General features: G+C 41.4%; 15 protein-coding genes. 6 read left to right on the top strand and 9 right to left on the bottom strand.

All coding sequences use genetic code 11. From position 1 onward, the window contains the following. Positions 1 to 24: 24 nt before the first annotated feature. Complete coding sequence (locus tag L4F93_RS11570; protein ID WP_250350381.1) at positions 25 to 474, bottom strand: hypothetical protein; 450 nt, start codon at positions 472 to 474, stop codon at positions 25 to 27. 167 nt (positions 475 to 641) lie between these two features. Further along, positions 642 to 1,499, bottom strand: a complete 858-nt coding sequence (locus L4F93_RS11565) for an MBL fold metallo-hydrolase (RefSeq protein ID WP_250350380.1) — start codon at positions 1,497 to 1,499, stop codon at positions 642 to 644. 113 nt (positions 1,500 to 1,612) lie between these two features. Here L4F93_RS11565 and L4F93_RS11560 point away from each other — a divergent pair, with 113 nt between their 5' ends. The 3 genes from L4F93_RS11560 to L4F93_RS11550 all read left to right on the top strand — a co-directional run bounded on the left by L4F93_RS11560 (position 1,613) and on the right by L4F93_RS11550 (position 3,868). Continuing rightward, the gene (locus tag L4F93_RS11560; protein ID WP_250350379.1) at positions 1,613 to 2,503 is read left to right on the top strand and encodes a LysR family transcriptional regulator; all 891 of its coding nucleotides are present in this window, start codon (positions 1,613 to 1,615) and stop codon (positions 2,501 to 2,503) included. 312 nt (positions 2,504 to 2,815) lie between these two features. After that, complete coding sequence (locus L4F93_RS11555; protein WP_250350378.1) at positions 2,816 to 3,247, top strand: organic hydroperoxide resistance protein; 432 nt, start codon at positions 2,816 to 2,818, stop codon at positions 3,245 to 3,247. A gap of 204 nt (positions 3,248 to 3,451) precedes the next feature. Beyond that, positions 3,452 to 3,868: a MarR family winged helix-turn-helix transcriptional regulator gene (locus tag L4F93_RS11550; protein ID WP_250350377.1), complete on the top strand. Its 417-nt coding sequence runs from the start codon at positions 3,452 to 3,454 to the stop codon at positions 3,866 to 3,868. A 113-nt stretch (positions 3,869 to 3,981) separates the two neighbouring features. Here L4F93_RS11550 and L4F93_RS11545 read toward each other — a convergent pair whose 3' ends face one another. Continuing rightward, complete coding sequence (locus L4F93_RS11545; protein ID WP_442778820.1) at positions 3,982 to 4,836, bottom strand: aldo/keto reductase; 855 nt, start codon at positions 4,834 to 4,836, stop codon at positions 3,982 to 3,984. Between the two features lie 155 nt (positions 4,837 to 4,991). On the opposite strand from L4F93_RS11545, the gene L4F93_RS11540 reads away from it, so the two are divergent. Both L4F93_RS11540 and cdd read left to right on the top strand, forming a co-directional pair. Continuing rightward, the gene (locus L4F93_RS11540) at positions 4,992 to 5,891 is read left to right on the top strand and encodes a LysR family transcriptional regulator (protein ID WP_250350376.1); all 900 of its coding nucleotides are present in this window, start codon (positions 4,992 to 4,994) and stop codon (positions 5,889 to 5,891) included. Between the two features lie 242 nt (positions 5,892 to 6,133). Further along, positions 6,134 to 7,042, top strand: coding sequence for a cytidine deaminase (gene cdd / locus L4F93_RS11535; RefSeq protein WP_250350375.1), 909 nt, complete (start codon positions 6,134 to 6,136; stop codon positions 7,040 to 7,042). Between the two features lie 124 nt (positions 7,043 to 7,166). On the opposite strand, the gene tdeA is transcribed toward cdd, so the two are convergent. From tdeA to L4F93_RS11520, 3 genes are all read right to left on the bottom strand, one after another. Further along, on the bottom strand, positions 7,167 to 8,564 hold the full coding sequence (gene tdeA / locus L4F93_RS11530) for a toxin/drug exporter TdeA (protein ID WP_250351696.1): 1,398 nt from the start codon (positions 8,562 to 8,564) through the stop codon (positions 7,167 to 7,169). Positions 8,565 to 8,671: 107 nt separating this feature from the next. Next, the gene (locus L4F93_RS11525; protein ID WP_250350374.1) at positions 8,672 to 10,606 is read right to left on the bottom strand and encodes a MacB family efflux pump subunit; all 1,935 of its coding nucleotides are present in this window, start codon (positions 10,604 to 10,606) and stop codon (positions 8,672 to 8,674) included. A gap of 17 nt (positions 10,607 to 10,623) precedes the next feature. Then, positions 10,624 to 11,790: an efflux RND transporter periplasmic adaptor subunit gene (locus L4F93_RS11520; protein WP_250350373.1), complete on the bottom strand. Its 1,167-nt coding sequence runs from the start codon at positions 11,788 to 11,790 to the stop codon at positions 10,624 to 10,626. A 258-nt stretch (positions 11,791 to 12,048) separates the two neighbouring features. Between L4F93_RS11520 and glnS the strand changes: the two genes are divergently transcribed. Beyond that, entirely contained in the window at positions 12,049 to 13,707 is a 1,659-nt protein-coding gene (gene glnS, locus L4F93_RS11515; RefSeq protein WP_250350372.1) for a glutamine--tRNA ligase, read from the top strand. Positions 13,708 to 14,099: 392 nt separating this feature from the next. Here glnS and L4F93_RS11510 read toward each other — a convergent pair whose 3' ends face one another. From L4F93_RS11510 to L4F93_RS11500, 3 genes are read right to left on the bottom strand one after another with little or no spacing between them, the layout of a single operon-like run. Next, positions 14,100 to 15,227 (bottom strand): site-specific integrase, encoded by a 1,128-nt coding sequence (locus L4F93_RS11510; protein ID WP_250350371.1) that lies wholly within the window; start codon positions 15,225 to 15,227, stop codon positions 14,100 to 14,102. Further along, complete coding sequence (locus L4F93_RS11505) at positions 15,194 to 15,427, bottom strand: excisionase (protein WP_250350370.1); 234 nt, start codon at positions 15,425 to 15,427, stop codon at positions 15,194 to 15,196. The genes L4F93_RS11510 and L4F93_RS11505 overlap by 34 nt, the downstream gene beginning before the upstream one ends. A 17-nt stretch (positions 15,428 to 15,444) precedes the next feature. Further along, the gene (locus tag L4F93_RS11500) at positions 15,445 to 16,026 is read right to left on the bottom strand and encodes an SAM-dependent DNA methyltransferase (RefSeq protein WP_250350369.1); all 582 of its coding nucleotides are present in this window, start codon (positions 16,024 to 16,026) and stop codon (positions 15,445 to 15,447) included. Positions 16,027 to 16,127 lie beyond the last annotated feature (101 nt).

Raw genomic sequence — 16,127 nt, 5'->3', positions numbered from 1 at the left:
ACTCAAGTTTTCAGGTAGCTTTCTTTATGCTTGGGCAGTAAAGAGCAGTTCACGTGGCAATGGCTGATAACCGCTTGGGGTCTTTTGTATCAGCTGCGGTACGCCCTGCAAAGACATGGCTTGCATCAGGTTTTGGGCTTGCTGAATGTCTTGGTTGGCAAGGGCTGTGGCATTGTTGAGGTCGTCAGGCTGGCAGCTGATGCCCTCTTGGCTTGCGATGTTGCAGACGGTTTTAAGGTCGGCGGTGTCGCGTCCTTCCACATAGCGGGCTTGCCCAAAGGCGTGCAGCAGGGCAAAAAACCGTTCGGGGGCTTGGCGTTTGGCTAGGGCTAGGGCGTTGGTCATTAGCCGTGAATCAAAAACGCTCGGCTTTTCTAAAATATGCTCGTGGTATTTGGGGCTAAATTCTGCCCCTGTGAGCTGATGAATACGCAGGTCATTTTGCCAAGCGTAGTTTGCAAAGTCTTGATTCATTATGCGTCCTGTGTCGGCAAAAAGGCCTGTCGGCAGGGCATCAATGGGGTTATGTTCGGCAAGCTTTGCCAGGGCTTTTGCCGCACCGTAGCACCAGCCGCACAAGGGATCAAAAAGGTAAATGAGGTTTTGGTTTTTCATGGTGTTCTCTTTTAGATGGCTTGGGCTTACCACTTCATTTCGCCTGTGGCAACTTGGGCACCAAGTTCAAGGTTGCTTGTCGCAGGCAGGTTGGGGTAGGCTTTTTGCATTTTTTGTATCAGGTCGGCACTGTTTTTACTTTGGGCTAAGTTTTGTTCAAACTGCTGTAGGTAGCTCTTGGTAAAGTCAATATTGCTGACATCTTGTCTGACGGTGGCACTGTGGCCTGCAATCACCACTTTGGGCTTGAGGGCTTTCATTTCATCAAGCTGTTTTATCCATGCTTTGCGTTCCGCTTTGCTTTGGCTGTCGGCTGTCCAGACGTGCATTTTGCCAAAGACGGCAATGTTGCCTGTGATGGCTTTGAGCGAGGGAATCCAAACATAGGGGCGGTGGGCGAGCAGGCCTTCTGTGCCTTTGATTTCGATGGTGTCGCCTTCAAGTGTGAGGCGGTTGTCTGTTAATGCTTCTGGCAAAACAGGGTGCTTGGGTGCGTTTTCGCCCATTTTGGGGCTCCAAAAAGCCACTTTTTTTGGCAATTTGGCTTCAATTTTTTGCAAAACCGCTGGGGTGGTTACCACTTTGGCTTGTGGAAATTGTGCTTTGAGCGTTTCAACGCCGAAGTAATAATCAGGGTCGGCTTGGCTGATGAAGATGGTTGTTAGGGTTTTGCCGCTATCGAGTATCTTGGCGGCAATCCGCAGGGCATCGGCACGGGTAAAGCCCGAGTCAATCAGCACGGCTTCTTTTTCCCCTGTGATGAGGGTTGAGGTAACGTTAAAGCTGCCTTGGTCGGCCTGATAGGTTTCAAGCTTAAGTTCTGCATGGGCGAAGGCCGAAGTGAGGATAAAGAAAGCGGCCAGTGCCGTTTTTTTTGCGTTCATGTTTTTTTCCTTAAAATTGAGGTTGATTCAATGGACAAACACATTATAGGGGCTATGATTGTTGCAATAAATACCGTAAAATAAACAATACTGTTTCTTATATTGCAACAAAGATGGATAAAATCACCGCCATTAACGTTTTTTTGGAAGCCGCCCGCACGGGCAGTTTTACCGACACGGCAGAGCATTTGCAGATGTCCCGCCCCATGGTCAGCCGTCATATCGCCCTTATTGAGCGCTGGCTTGATGCCCGCTTGTTTCACCGCACCACAAGGCACATCAGCCTGACCGAAGCTGGCCGTCAGGCCGTGCCTTACTGCCAAGAAATCTTAAATCAAATCAAAAAAATGCAAGATGACACGGCAAGCGGTCGGCTGGATTTGCAAGGCACTTTGCGTCTGACCGCAAGCATCTCTTTTGGGGCAACGCACCTTACAGAAGCCATCTATCGCTTTCAAAAGCAGCACCCCAAACTTGCCATTTATCTTAATTTAAGTGAAGCCAGTCTTAATCTGGTGGAGCAGGGGATTGACTTGGCGATTCGCATCAGCAGCCGCCCCGATGGCCAGCTGATTTCCCGTCCGCTTGCCGATTGCCATTCGGTTTTGGCGGCAACGCCAGCCTATCTTGCCGAACACGGCACGCCTAAAACGCCAGAGGATTTGCCCAAGCATCGCTTTTTGGCACACAGCCATCTTAACCGCACGGAGCTTAGTCTAGAAAAAGCAGGCGAGGAGAAAAAATGCCTGCTGACAAATGCCTTTAGTGCCAATGATGCAGGGGCTTTGCTTTGTGCTGTCCGCCATCATGCGGGCATTGCCATGCTGCCACGTTATCTTGTGGAAAGGGAGCTTCAAAGCGGTGAGCTTGTGGCATTGCTTGGCGATTGGCAGCTGCCTGTGCTTAAAATTTATGGGCTTTATGCCTCAAGAGAGCATCTGCCTAAAGCCACCCGTTTGTTTTTGGATTTTTTGATTGATGATTTTGCCAATAAAGATTGGTAACAGAGGGCGGTTTTTAAGCCGTTTTTTATTAAAAATGGGGTAAAAGAGCGGTGGAAAAAATGGGATTTTTTGCTTTGATCTTTAAACCCTTTTTCTAATCACTTGGGTGAAAGGGCAATAGGTTGATAAGAAAAAGGCTGCCTGAAAACTTAAGGTTTTATTTCCAGCCTGCCAAAAATCCTAAAATCTTCAGTCCGCCCCAAGCCCAGCAGAAAAAAATTTTAAAAAATTATCTTGCACACAATTTAATTTTAAGCTATGATATTTGCCATCAAAAACAAAACTTTTTTACCTCCACATAAGGAATACAGCATGAAAATTTTTTATCACACTTCAGCCACCGCAGTAGGCGGACGTGATGGGCATACACAGGTTGATGACGGCTCTATCGGCTTTGACTTGGTTAGTTTTCAAAATCAAAGCGGCAAGGTCGGCACCAATCCCGAACAGCTTTTTGCCATGGGCTATGCCGCCTGTTTTGACAGTGCGATGAACCACGTTGCCCCAAGCTTAGGACTTAAACCCACGCAATCAAGCACCAAGGTTGCCGTGGGTATCGGGCAAAAAGAGGACGGGGCGTTTGGCTTGGATATTGACATCACGGTTACCGTTGAGGGCGTAAGCGTGGACGAGGCAAAAAAATGGATTCAAAAAGCCCATGAAGTCTGCCCTTATTCCAATGCCACCCGTGGCAATGTGCCTGTCCGCCTGCATGTTAAAGTGATTGAAGCCTTTGATTTATAGTCATTTAAATGCAAACGAATACAGTGTTGAAAGCTCCCTTATGTACTACTTGTACACGGCGGTCGCTTTCGCCTTGTCTTCATGTGAATTTAAGCGACTATATAACGACTATATAAGAAGTTAAAGCGTTTTCAGGCAGCCATTTTTGCGTTATTATATTGCACACAATTAAATAAACCCTTGCTTGATTAAGGCTGCCTGAAAATGTACGAACAACTTAAATTAGACCATCAAATCTGTTTTCCGCTTTATGCGTTATCCAAAGAAATCATACGCCGATACACGCCTTTTTTGGCAAAACTCAATTTAACCTATCCGCAATATCTGGTGATGCTGGTGCTGTGGGAGGGCGATGGTCAAACGGTGAATCAGATTGGGGCGAAATTGCATTTGGACAGTGGCACGCTCACGCCTTTGCTTAAACGCCTGCAAGCCAAAGAGCTGATAAAACGTGAACGCAGTCAAGAAGATGAACGTGTGGTGCGGATTTTTCTTACGCCATCGGGCAAAGATTTGGCTGATGAAGCCTGCACTATCCCCGAGCATATGGCACGTTGCTTAAATTTAGAGGCAAACGAAGTGGCATTGTTGCGTAAAATTGTGGGAAAGCTAGCTGGCTAACTTCTTAATCTTACTGTTTTAGACGGTATTTTACCAAGAAAGGCGACCTGAAACTTCATTTTCGTTTTTAGGTCGCCTTTTGGCGTTTGCTTGCAGCTATTTTGAAACGCCGTTTACACCTCAAGCTTTCTGCCCGCCAGCCACGCCACCATGGCAGGGTCGCGGTGTGAGAAAAAGGCAGAGGTTTGAGTATCAAGGGCGGTGATGGCAAGCATATCTTCTTGGCTTAGGGCAAAGTCAAAAATATTGCGGTTTTCTTGCATACGTTCTTGACGCACTGTCTTGGCAAGCGAGACGATTTCACGCTGATACAGCCAGCGAAGCACCACTTGTCCGACCGTTTTGCCGTATTTTTCGCCGATTTTTGTTAGCACAGGGTGGGTAAATAAGCCGTTTTTGCCTTCTGCAAAGGGCGCCCACGCTTCGGCAACCACGCCGTTCGTTTGTAGCCAAGGCACATCATGCAGCCGCTGGTGAAACGGATTAACCTCAATTTGATTAACCATCGGGGCAATGCGGTTGAACGCCATCAAATCTGCCACTCGGTCGGGGTGGAAATTGCTTACGCCAATAGCTTTGATTTTGCCTGCTTCATACAGCTCTTCCATCGCCCGCCACGCCCCATGCACATCGCCATAAGGCTGATGAATCAAATACAAATCCACATAGTCAAGCTGCAAGCGCTTTAAAGAGCGGTCAAATTGGGCTTTGGCACCCTCATAGCTTGCATCTTGCAGCCAAAGTTTGGTGGTGATGAAGAGTTCATCTCTTGCGATACTGCTTTGTTTGATGGCGTTGCCAACTTCGCGTTCGTTTTGGTAGCTGGCAGCGGTGTCTATCAGGCGGTAGCCCGATTCAATGGCACTGAGTACCGCTTGTTCGCATTCTTTGGCATCGTTCATTTGGAAAACACCAAAGCCGATTTTGGGCATAGATACGCCGTTTTTTAAGGTTAAAGTGTGCATCATGGTTTCCTTTTTTGTTTCATATCAATAATCAATGGATTCATTATAGCGCTTGCAAAAGGCTGTGATTAGCCCATCATTTCCGATATACTTTATCGAAAAATACGCATAATCGTTTTTATTGCCGTTTAATTTTCAAATAATCTACGGATAAAAAAATGGAAAGTCTTGACCGCCTACATTTGTTCACCGCCATTATTGACGCAGGCAGTTTCACCAAAGCAGCTGCCCAGCTTGGCATTGCCCAATCGACCCTAAGTTACAGCCTAAAACAGTTAGAAACCTCGCTTGGCGTGCGGCTTGTGCAGCGTAACACGAGAAGCCTAGCTCTCACTGAAGCAGGGCAGCGGCTATATGATGAGCTAAAACCGCTGCTATCAGCCGTGCAAAACAGCACCGAACTGGTGCAGGAATTTGCCCGTGAACCACAAAGCCGTATTCGGCTGACGGGTTCGCCGCTCGTTTTTCGTTATCTTTTACAAAAACCGCTTGCCGCGTTTCGCCGTGCCTATCCTAACGTCTGCCTTGAGCTGCACAGCGATGTACGCCTTACCGACATCATTCACGAACGCTTTGATGCAGGTATCCGCTTGGGCGGATTTTTGGCGAAAGACATGATTGCACGGCGAATCAGTCCTGATTTAACCATGGCGGTGGCGGCAAGCCCAAGCTATCTTGACCGCCACGGCACGCCCAAAACTGTGGACGAACTGCACAGCCACAGCTGCCTGCTTTACCGCCTGCCAAGCCTTGATAACCTGATGGCATGGGAATTTTGCGATAAAAACGGCCGCACTTTTTCCATCACCCCAAGCCAAAGCCCATTGATTACCAATGATTTTGACCTGCTTTTTGCCGCAGCTAAAGCAGGGGAAGGGCTGATTTGGCTGCCTGAATTTGTCTTAAAACAAGAAAGTCCGCAAGGTGAGCTGGTCGCCGTCCTCAAAGATGAGGCGGTGCGCTATGAAGGCTTTCACCTTTATTACCCAAGCCGCAGAGAAAGCCCAGTTTTTAACGCACTGGTGCAGATGCTTGTGGTGGCGGAAATTGGCAAATAGGCTTATATTCAATTCATTAGTCGACAGAAACCAAAATAGAAAATATGCATTTGGGCTGTTAGTAAAGTGCGGTCATTATTTTGTTTATTTTTTACTGATAGATGAATAGGTTAGCTAGATTTTATGCAATTAAAAATGGGATTTTTGAGCTAGCTCACAAAATTGATGTCTTTCGCAAGATCTTTATCGCATTCTACTTTATGATTCACAATGTTTTATCGTGATGTAAAGGAGAATGCGAAATGAATAATTATCTTCAACAACATATTTCAGAGAGAATTCGGCAATCACTTCCTGAGTTAAGTCATCCATCTTTGGCTTTAGATCTTTGGAATATCCTTGCAGAACAGCATTTTCAAGGCTTTCTCCCGCATTTTACGGTTAATCATTTATGTGAAAAATATCATCTGACCGCCAAACAATTGGCATTAGCCTTATTGCCTATTAGTGCGTGTTATGCAAATCCAACGATTTCTCATTTTAGCGTTGGAGCCGTTGTAATGGGGGAAAGTGGCAATCTTTATTTCGGTGCAAATCAAGAGTTTTGCACCACGCATATTCAGCAAACTATTCACGCAGAGCAAAGTGCCATTTCCCACGCTTGGATGCGAGGAGAGCGAAAATTAACGGACGTAACGGTGAACTATACACCTTGCGGACATTGTCGCCAGTTTATGAATGAATTAAACAGTGCTGAAACGTTGCATATTCACTTGCCTCATAGCCAAAATAATTTGCTACATCACTATTTACCTGATTCGTTTGGTCCAAAAGATTTGGCTATTTCTTGTCGATTGTTTGATGAACATCATAATGGTTTAAGTTATAGCACAGAAGATCCTGTTATTTTGGCCGCTTTAAATGCCGCTAACCAAGCTCACTCCCCGTATTCGCAAAGCTACTCGGGGATTGCGATTCAGTTGCAAGATCATCAAATTTTCTGTGGAAGTTATGCTGAAAACGCTGCATTTAACCCCGCATTACCTGCAATGCAAGTGGCATTGAATTATTTGTTATTAAGTGGCGCAGAAACAGAAACGATCCAACGGGTTGTGATGGTGGAACAACCTCTCAATCTTTCTTATCGTAAAATGGCGGAAGAATTATTGGCTTATTTAGGTGATGTACCGTTGGAGTATGTGGTTTTATAGTAATTTTAGTTTTACTAGGTTATATTTTAGCCAGAAAGGAATATTTATTTTTACGATAAAAGTGCGGTTAACATTTTAATAGCCACTCAAACTTTAAAAGTTTTTACCGCACTTTTGTACTCAATTACAATTCTTCTGAAGAATAATATCCCCCCATTGCACTATAAACCGCATTTTCACTTTGAATAAGATTATATTTAGCACTCAAAATAGAAAGCTCAGAATTACGCTCGGTGCTGGCGGCGTTTAGCCATTCTCTTAATTCAGAAATGCCTGCATCATAGCGATTTTTATAATATTGCGTGATGCGCTTATTGTAATCATAAGTTTGTTTTAAGTTCGCAAAGTTTTGACGTGCTTGGCTGTAAGCAAAATAATTAGTATCAATATCGTTTAATGCTTTTGTAATACTTTGCTCAAAATTCACTAATGCTAAATCATAGGCTGATTCTGAAATTTTTACGTTCCATTTCACAACATTCCAGTTCAAGAATGGCAAGCTAATTCCGATCGTCCCACCTGCAATTGGTGTATTGAATGCATTATCAATTTTGTTGCCACTAGAACCTAAGCTACCGCCTAAAGTAATGCTTGGGAACCAGCTTTTTTGCATTGCTTTAGCGTCTTTGAATGCACTGTTCAAGCGGTATTGATAGCCTTTTACGTCTGGACGATTTGCAATCGCTGAGAGGGGAACATTCAGGTTTACGCCCACATTTTTCACGTTAAGAATATGTGGATAGTTCACTTTTAATGGATCACTTGGTTTTAAATTCAATAAGTTACGCAATGTTGCTTCCGCTGTTTTCTTTTGCGTTTGATAATTGATTAAGCTATTACGCGCCGTTAAAACCGCCTGTTGTGCTTGATCTGAACTTGCACGATCGGCAACCCCTTGGCGGAATTTATTTTGCATAATACGATTAATTTCGGAATAGTAATTAATGGTTTTATTCACGGTGCTGATGGCATCATTTAAGTAACCAAGCTGATAATAGGTTAAGATGACGGAATTGATTAATGAAATACGTGCCGCCTCAAGATCTTGCTCTGTCGCAGCGTGTCGCCATTCTGCTGCAGAAGCCGAATCAGCTAAACGACGCCATAAATCTAGCGTATAGCTGACGTTTAATGAGCCACCGTGAGAGATTGTTGAAACAGAACCGGTTTGTGGATTTGGGGCGCCCGTATTAATATTACGACTAGCAGAAGAAGAAACAGAACCGCTGAAATTCGGTACTAAATTCGCCCCAATTAAATTTGCATTATAAAGTGCGGTATTTACCGCAATGGCTGCTTTGGCTAAATCTTTATTATTTACCAGTGCTTGTTCAACTAGTTGATTGAGTTGCGGATCTTTGTACAGTGTCCACCAATTCTCTTGGATATGGTATTGTTTGGTTAATTCTTCATATTGTTGGAAATCTTGTTGTGAAGCGTTGTAAGAATCATCAAGATTCGCACAGCCAGCTAACAACACAGACAAGCCAATAGCAAGTGAGAGTTTGGATTGTTTTAACATCATTTTTTCCTTATTGAATAAATTCGTAATAAAATGTTAAGCAAATAAAGTGCGGTGTTATTTTACCGAGTTTTTATTTGCTTGATTGTTGAAATTTTATCAAAAAACTATTCCTGAGCTAAAGCGGTAATTGGATTTAATTGCGAAGCATTTTTCGCCGGCATATAACCAAAAATTACACCAATTAAGCTTGAACAGAGTAGGGCAGCAATAATTGAGAAGGTGGAAAAAATCATCGTAAAGTCTTTCACCAACCAATTAAATACGGTGCCTAATACCATTGATAGTATGACACCCGTAATGCCACCAATTAAACAAATCAATACCGCTTCAATTAAAAATTGTTGCAAGATGTTAAATTGTCTTGCGCCAATTGCCATTCGCACACCAATTTCTTTGGTGCGTTCGGTAACTGAAACCAGCATAATATTCATCACCCCAATGCCACCCACTACAAGGGAAATAATGGCAATGGAAGAAATCAACAATGTCATTGTATTTGTTGTTTTTTCAATAGTTTGTTTAATCGTATCGGTATTGAATACAAAAAAATCTTTTTTACCGTGACGCACAGTTAATAAGCGAGTGAGATCTTTTTCCGCCACTTTTGAACTAATTTCATCACGAATTTTCACTGTGATTGAGCTAATTTTTTTATTGCCTGAAATTTTGTTCATCGCCGTTGTGTAAGGGATATAAATATTCAAGCTAGAATTGTTTGTTCCTATATTATTGTTAGTTGCTATCCCAATGATACGCAATGGTTTTTTATTAATCATCAAAATTTTACCTAGTGGATTTTGATCGTTGAACACTTCGCGTAACGTGTTCTCATCAATGACAGCCACTTGCTCGCTGTGTTTTACCGCATCCGCTGTAAAGAATACCCCTTCTGCTTTGCTTAACCCTCGCACATTAAAATATTGTTCTCCTACACCGCGTACTTGAGCGGTAAAACTTTGATTGCCATAAGTTAAGGTGCCATTCACGGAACTGTTTGGTGTTACACTGGCAATATAACTTTGCTTGGCGAGCATATTAGCGTCTGCCACAGTGAGATTTTGATTTTTCACCGCGCGCCGATCGCCAAAGCCCGTTCCGTTATAAATATCCATGGTATTCGTCCCTATTGCATTGATATTGCTTAGGATTTTTTGTTGTGAACCATTGCCTAAGGCGACCACACAAACCACCGAAGTAATACCAATAATAATCCCTAACATAGTGAGTAAGGAACGTAGTTTATGTGCCACAATGGCTTTAATAGACATTTTGAAAGATTCAATAAATTGATCTTTATAAAATTGCAATCGGCTTTTATTGCTTTGCGGTGCGATGTCTTGCTTTTGGCTAATTTGCTCCGATTTGTGTCGATCTTCAATAATTTTGCCGTCTTTGATCTCAATAATACGATTTGCAAAATTTGCCACATTTTTGTCGTGCGTAACCAAAATAATAGTATGACCTTCACGGTGCAACTGCCTGAGAATATTCATCACTGTTTCGCCACTTTTGCTGTCTAATGCGCCAGTGGGTTCATCGGCTAGAATAATTTCTCCCCCGTTCATCAAGGCACGTGCAATACTTACACGTTGTTGTTGACCACCCGAAAGCTGATTTGGCTTGTTTTCTAAGCGATCACCCAATCCTAATTTTTCTAATAAGAGCTTGGCTCGTTGTAGGCGAGTAGGTTGATCAATACCTGCATAAATCGCAGGAAGCGCCACATTTTCCACCGCACTTAATGTTGAAAGTAGGTTATAGCGCTGAAAAATAAAGCCGAATTTTTTCTGGCGTAAATCAGAAAGTTGATCACGATTTAGCTGGCTTACTTCTAACCCCTCTACTTTATAAGAACCTGATGTTGCGGTATCCAGACAGCCAATAATGTTCATTAAGGTGGATTTGCCAGAACCTGATTGCCCAATAATGGCAATAAAATCTCCTTTTTTAATATCCAAATTGATATCTTTCAATACCTGCGTGCGGTTTTCACCTTCACCAAAAAATTTGTTAATGTGGCTTAATTCAATAATATTCATAAAAAAACCACCGCACTTTATAAAATTCGAGGGCCACGGAATGAATTACCTACTTTTTCATCGCGGGTTACTTGTGAGGAAATCACTTTTTCGCCTTCTGATAAGCCACTTAGAATTTGCGTATTCATATCATCATTTAACCCTGTAACAACTTTGCGTTTTTCTACTTTATTATTATCTATTAAGAGATTAACGAAGGTTTCTTTTCCTTCTTTGTGTAACGTAATTGTCGGAATGAGCAAGGCATGTTGTTCATCGGCAATGATGATTGTATTTTGTGTGGTCATTCCAATGCGTAGTTGGTTATCAGGATTATCTACCAATACATTAGCATAGTAATAAACAGCGCTGGTATCTGACGCACTTTCTTTATATTCATTATCCGTGAGCGTGGTGATGGCAGGATCAACAGAATGAATGGTGGATTGATACACTTTATCTGGATCGGAAAGGGTAGTGAACTCGACTTTCATTCCAGCTTTTACTTTTGTAATATCCCCTTCAGAAATTTCGGGTTTAATTAAAATTTTAGTTAAATCAGCAACTTGAACAATAGTTGGGGTGGTTTGATTCGCATTGACTGTTTGACCCTCAGAGACCGGAATGGAAATGACTGTGCCATCAAGAGGTGAAAGAATTTTTGTGTATGCCAAGTTTGTTTTAGCCGTATCCACCTGAATTTCAGCACGTTGAATGGAGGCTTCCACTTCAGAAATTGCCGCCTTAGCGGCAGATAAATTATTCTTTGCCGCATTCAGTTCATCTAAGGAGGTTGATTTACTTGCATATAATTTCGCAAGACGATCATAGGCCGATTTGGCCACATTGTAAGCCACTTGCTTGGCGTTAAGTTGAGCTTGATAAGCCTTTAATTCCGCTTGTGCTGAATTTAACGCATTCACTTGATTTTTTGAGTCAATTTCTGCGATTAAATCGCCTTGCTTGATGTGCTGTCCTAGTACAACGTGAATTTTTTCAATTTTACCTGAGGCCTGCGCACCGACTTCCACACGATTATAGGCCCGTACCGTGCCAGCAGTAATGACAGATTTTTTTATCTCACCACGATGAACCTGTTCGGTTAAATAGGTAGTTTCTTGTTGATTAGAATGAGTGAAATAACTATAAACACCAAATACCACTAGCCCAATGGCAAGCAGGGAGAAAATCGTTTTTTTACGCATAAAAACTCCGAGAAAAATAATAATCGTTTTGCTTTATTCAGTGATTATAATAGAAAATCTTCCTTAAGAAGAGCTTAAGGGAAATTAATTTATGCTGAATGAACGTTCGTTCATTTTTAGGGCGTGAATTGTATCATTTATGCAAGGAAAATCAACCGCTATGCAAGGAAAATCAACCGCACTTTTGAATTCTAGCTGTAAACATAGTAGAATGAGTGGCAATTTTTTTACAAAAATCGAGAATATTTTGAGGTCAAAATGAGCCATATTACAGAGAACGAACATCAACCTACCAATTTTATTCGTCATATTATTGATGAAGATTTGGAAGCAGGAAAAGTAAACCACGTTTATACCCGTTTCCCACCGGAACCAAATGGCTATTTACATATTGGTCACGCAAAATCTATCTGTTTAAATTTTGGTATTGCAGAGGATTACAAAGGTTTGTGTAACCTGCGTTTTGACGATACCAACCCGGTTAAAGAAGATGTGGAATATGTGGATTCGATTAAACAGGATGTAGAATGGCTTGGTTTTCATTGGGAAGGTAAAGCACGTTATGCCTCCGATTATTTTGATGCGCTTTATGGTTATGCCATTGAACTGATCGAAAAGGGGCTTGCTTACGTTGATGAACTTTCACCAGAGCAAATGCGTGAATATCGTGGCACACTGACCGAACCGGGTAAAAACAGTCCTTATCGTGATCGTAGCGTGGAAGAAAATTTAGCTTTATTTGAGAAAATGAAAAATGGCGAATTTGCTGAAGGAAAAGCCAGTTTGCGAGCTAAAATTGATATGGCATCGCCATTTATGGTAATGCGTGATCCCGTGTTATATCGCATTAAATTTGCTGAACATCACAACACTGGAAATAAATGGTGCATTTACCCAATGTATGACTTCACTCATTGTATTTCAGATGCGATTGAAGGCATTACGCATTCATTATGTACATTGGAATTCCAAGATAACCGCCGTTTATACGATTGGGTTCTTGAGCATATTTCTATTAAACGCCCATTGCCACATCAATATGAATTTTCTCGCTTAAATTTAGAATACACGCTGACATCTAAACGTAAATTATTAAAATTAGTAGAAGATGAAGTGGTTGATGGTTGGAACGATCCGCGTATGCCGACCATTTCAGGTTTACGTCGTCGTGGCTACACACCTGCTTCAATCCGTGAATTTTGCCGTCGTATTGGGGTAACCAAGCAAGATAACGTGGTAGAATTTAGTGCGTTAGAATCTTGTATTCGTGATGATCTCAACCAAAATGCACCGCGTGCAATGGCAGTGATTAATCCATTAAAACTTGTCATTGAGAACTTTGACGGGCAAGAAATGCTTTCCGCACCAAATCACCCAAATCGTGAAGAATTAGGCCATCGCCAACTGCCATTTACCAAAGAAATTTATATTGATCAAGCGGATTTCCGTGAAGAAGCAAATAAACAATATAAACGTTTAGTATTAGGCAAAGAAGTGCGTTTGCGTAATGCTTATGTGATTAAGGCTGAGCGTGTAGGAAAAGATGCTGAAGGCAATATCACTACCGTGTATTGTACTTATGATCCTGAAACTTTAGGCAAAAATCCAGCCGATGGACGTAAAGTAAAAGGCGTAATTCACTGGGTTTCTGCCACCGACAATGTACCAGCTGAATTTCGTTTATACGACAAATTATTCACCGTGCCAAACCCAAGTGCAGCGGAAGAACTTTATGAAGTGCTAAATCCAAATTCTTTAGTCGTAAAACACGGTTTTGTAGAAAAAAGTTTAGCTAACGCAAAAGAAGAAAAAGCGTATCAATTTGAGCGTGAAGGCTATTTCTGCGCCGATAGCAAAGACAGCCACCCAGAACACCTGATTTTCAACTTAACCGTAAGTTTGAAAGAAGGGTTCTAGTTTTTCCTTGAAAAAAATAAGTGCGGTAGAAATTTGAGCAGAATTTCTACCGTTTTTTTATGGTAGATTTTTTTATTAAGGGATGAGCCTAACTTAGCAGTCTCTTTATAACGGAATTTAAGATGATTCTGTTTTTTACAAAATTTACATTATTCTTATCGAGATAAAAATGAATAGGAAGTAAAAAGGAGTAACAAGTAGAAGGCTAGTAGCTTTAGAGGATCATCAAAATAAACATTGATGACAGCTCTCTTAATTTTAATAAATCATTATCTTTGAGGGAATCAAATTTGGTGGAGCTGGGGGGAGTTGAACCCTACTTAATAGGGTGTGTAATTTATTGATTTTTCTTCTCTTTGTAGAAATTTAGAAGTTTGCGGATCAAATACGGATTATTTTAGTTCAAAGTCCTTTAAATAAGAACCATAAATCCGGAACAGCATTTCTGGCCCTTTGTGCCCCATCTGCTTTGATAGCCAGAATAAATTAGCTCCTTGACTGATGTGCATTGTAGCATAGGTATGTCGTGTTTGATATGGGTTTCTATACCGAACATCAGCAGCTTTTAATGTTGGTACCCAAGCCTTTTTCCTGATTGCATCAGCTCCTGCCCAAGCAGTTTTAGTTTTTGGATCGACAAAAACAAAATCGCTTATGTCATAGCTAAAATGTTGTTGCTCTAGTAAAGCGCTAAAAGCAACATCATCAAGGATAACTTCTCGTGTGCCTGATTTTGTTTTTGTTCCTTTGATTATGCCAACTACTTTTGCGTGTTGGATGTACGCAATACGATTATCAAAATCAATATCACGCCATCGTAATGCACAAAGCTCTGAACTTCTTAATCCCGTTCTAAAGGCAAATTGGAATAAGTTTTTCCATTGTTCATACTGACAATGTGAGAGAATCAATTTAATTTCATCAGGTGTAAAAGGATCTACTTCGTAACTTGTGCCTTTTTCTCTTGATTTGTATCGATCTACCGTAATCAATGAAACTGGATTGACCGCAATTACACCATCAGTAACAGCTTCATCAAGTGCCGAGCGTAATACTGACAAACGATTCCTGATGGTTTTTGACGTTGTGTTTTGTAATTTAACCCAGTTTTTTAGCATTGCTGGTGTTAATTCCGAAACTGCAACAGAGTGAAAATGAGAGAGCTGTTGAATAATTTTTTGGTAACCAAGTAAAGTTGATGGAGATAATTTACGCTCTTTGCAACTCGTTAAATATTCATCAAGATAATTTTTAACAGTAACACCTTCTACGATTTTACCGAAGATTTTTAACTTGGGTGAAGTAGGGAAGTAATCAGCATAATTAAACGTATTACGTTCGATTTTATTTAGAATTTCGCCTAATAATCGCCCTGCATAATTTATATTTGAATTTGTTACAGGCAGCACAAGGGGTTCACGACAACGAACCCCTTTAAAGGTAAAAGTGATATTAATGGTATCTTTTGCTTTGTGTTTACGTATTGTTACGCCACGTGGCATTTGTTTTTTCTCGCCCATTTGTCCACCTCTTCTAAATCAACCATTCTTTCCTTGCACCCTTCAACTTTTAAAACGTGTACATTTTCCTGCCATACTCCACGCTCTAATCTTCGGTTAATTTGAGCCAATGAATATCCAAAGATTTTGCAAAATATGGTAATTGGTAACGTTTTGACCGGTAGTATGATAATACTTTTTTCGTACGGTGTTGGTTTCATATTTCCTCCATTAAATCTTAAATCCTCAACTCCTCCTCAATCGGTAATAATTTCACCGAGTGAATGGATTGGGTGTTGTGTTGTAAATTGATTTTGTAAAACGTTAGGCTAAAGCTGTCTTGTGGCACATCAATGTCTGTGCAGCTGTCTTTGAAAAATACTTCAAGATCGAGAAACATAAAAGTGTCTTCAAGGGCGTTGCCGCGTCTGATGTTATTGCCCAGAATAGTATCAACCAAGCCTTCGTTTGGTTTAATGTGTAGCATTGCGAGGCGTTCGTAAAACAGAGCCTTGAGCCGTGATTGACATTCCAGCACGTTATCAAGCTGAATATCGACACCATATAAACTAGCGAGTGAGAGATAAAAATTCAGCACCTTGTAATAAGGCTTTTTGTCGGAATAAAGCAGTTCGCTAAGTTTACGGTTTAGCACCTGATACAAAAAATTCCCCGTACCGCACGCAGGTTCAAGGAATTTTGTACTAGAGATAAATGTTCCTGGCTGAAGTAGCTTGAGCATTTTGTCTACCAGTTTTTTACTGGTAAACACTTCGCCAAAATCTTTTACCCTTGTTTTCGATTTGATTAATTTATCCATATCAATTTAATCCCCCAGGTTATTATTGCCACTGGCAAGCCAACAAAAGCAATCAATGCAAATAGATAAAGTACAGCCATCACTAATAAGAGCTGTTTATC

This window comes from Avibacterium sp. 20-132 (genome assembly GCF_023611925.1).
Taxonomy (GTDB): Bacteria; Pseudomonadota; Gammaproteobacteria; order Enterobacterales; family Pasteurellaceae; genus Avibacterium.
The sequence above is the reverse complement of the archived record's forward strand: the minus strand, read 5'-3'. Positions and strand labels throughout refer to the sequence as shown.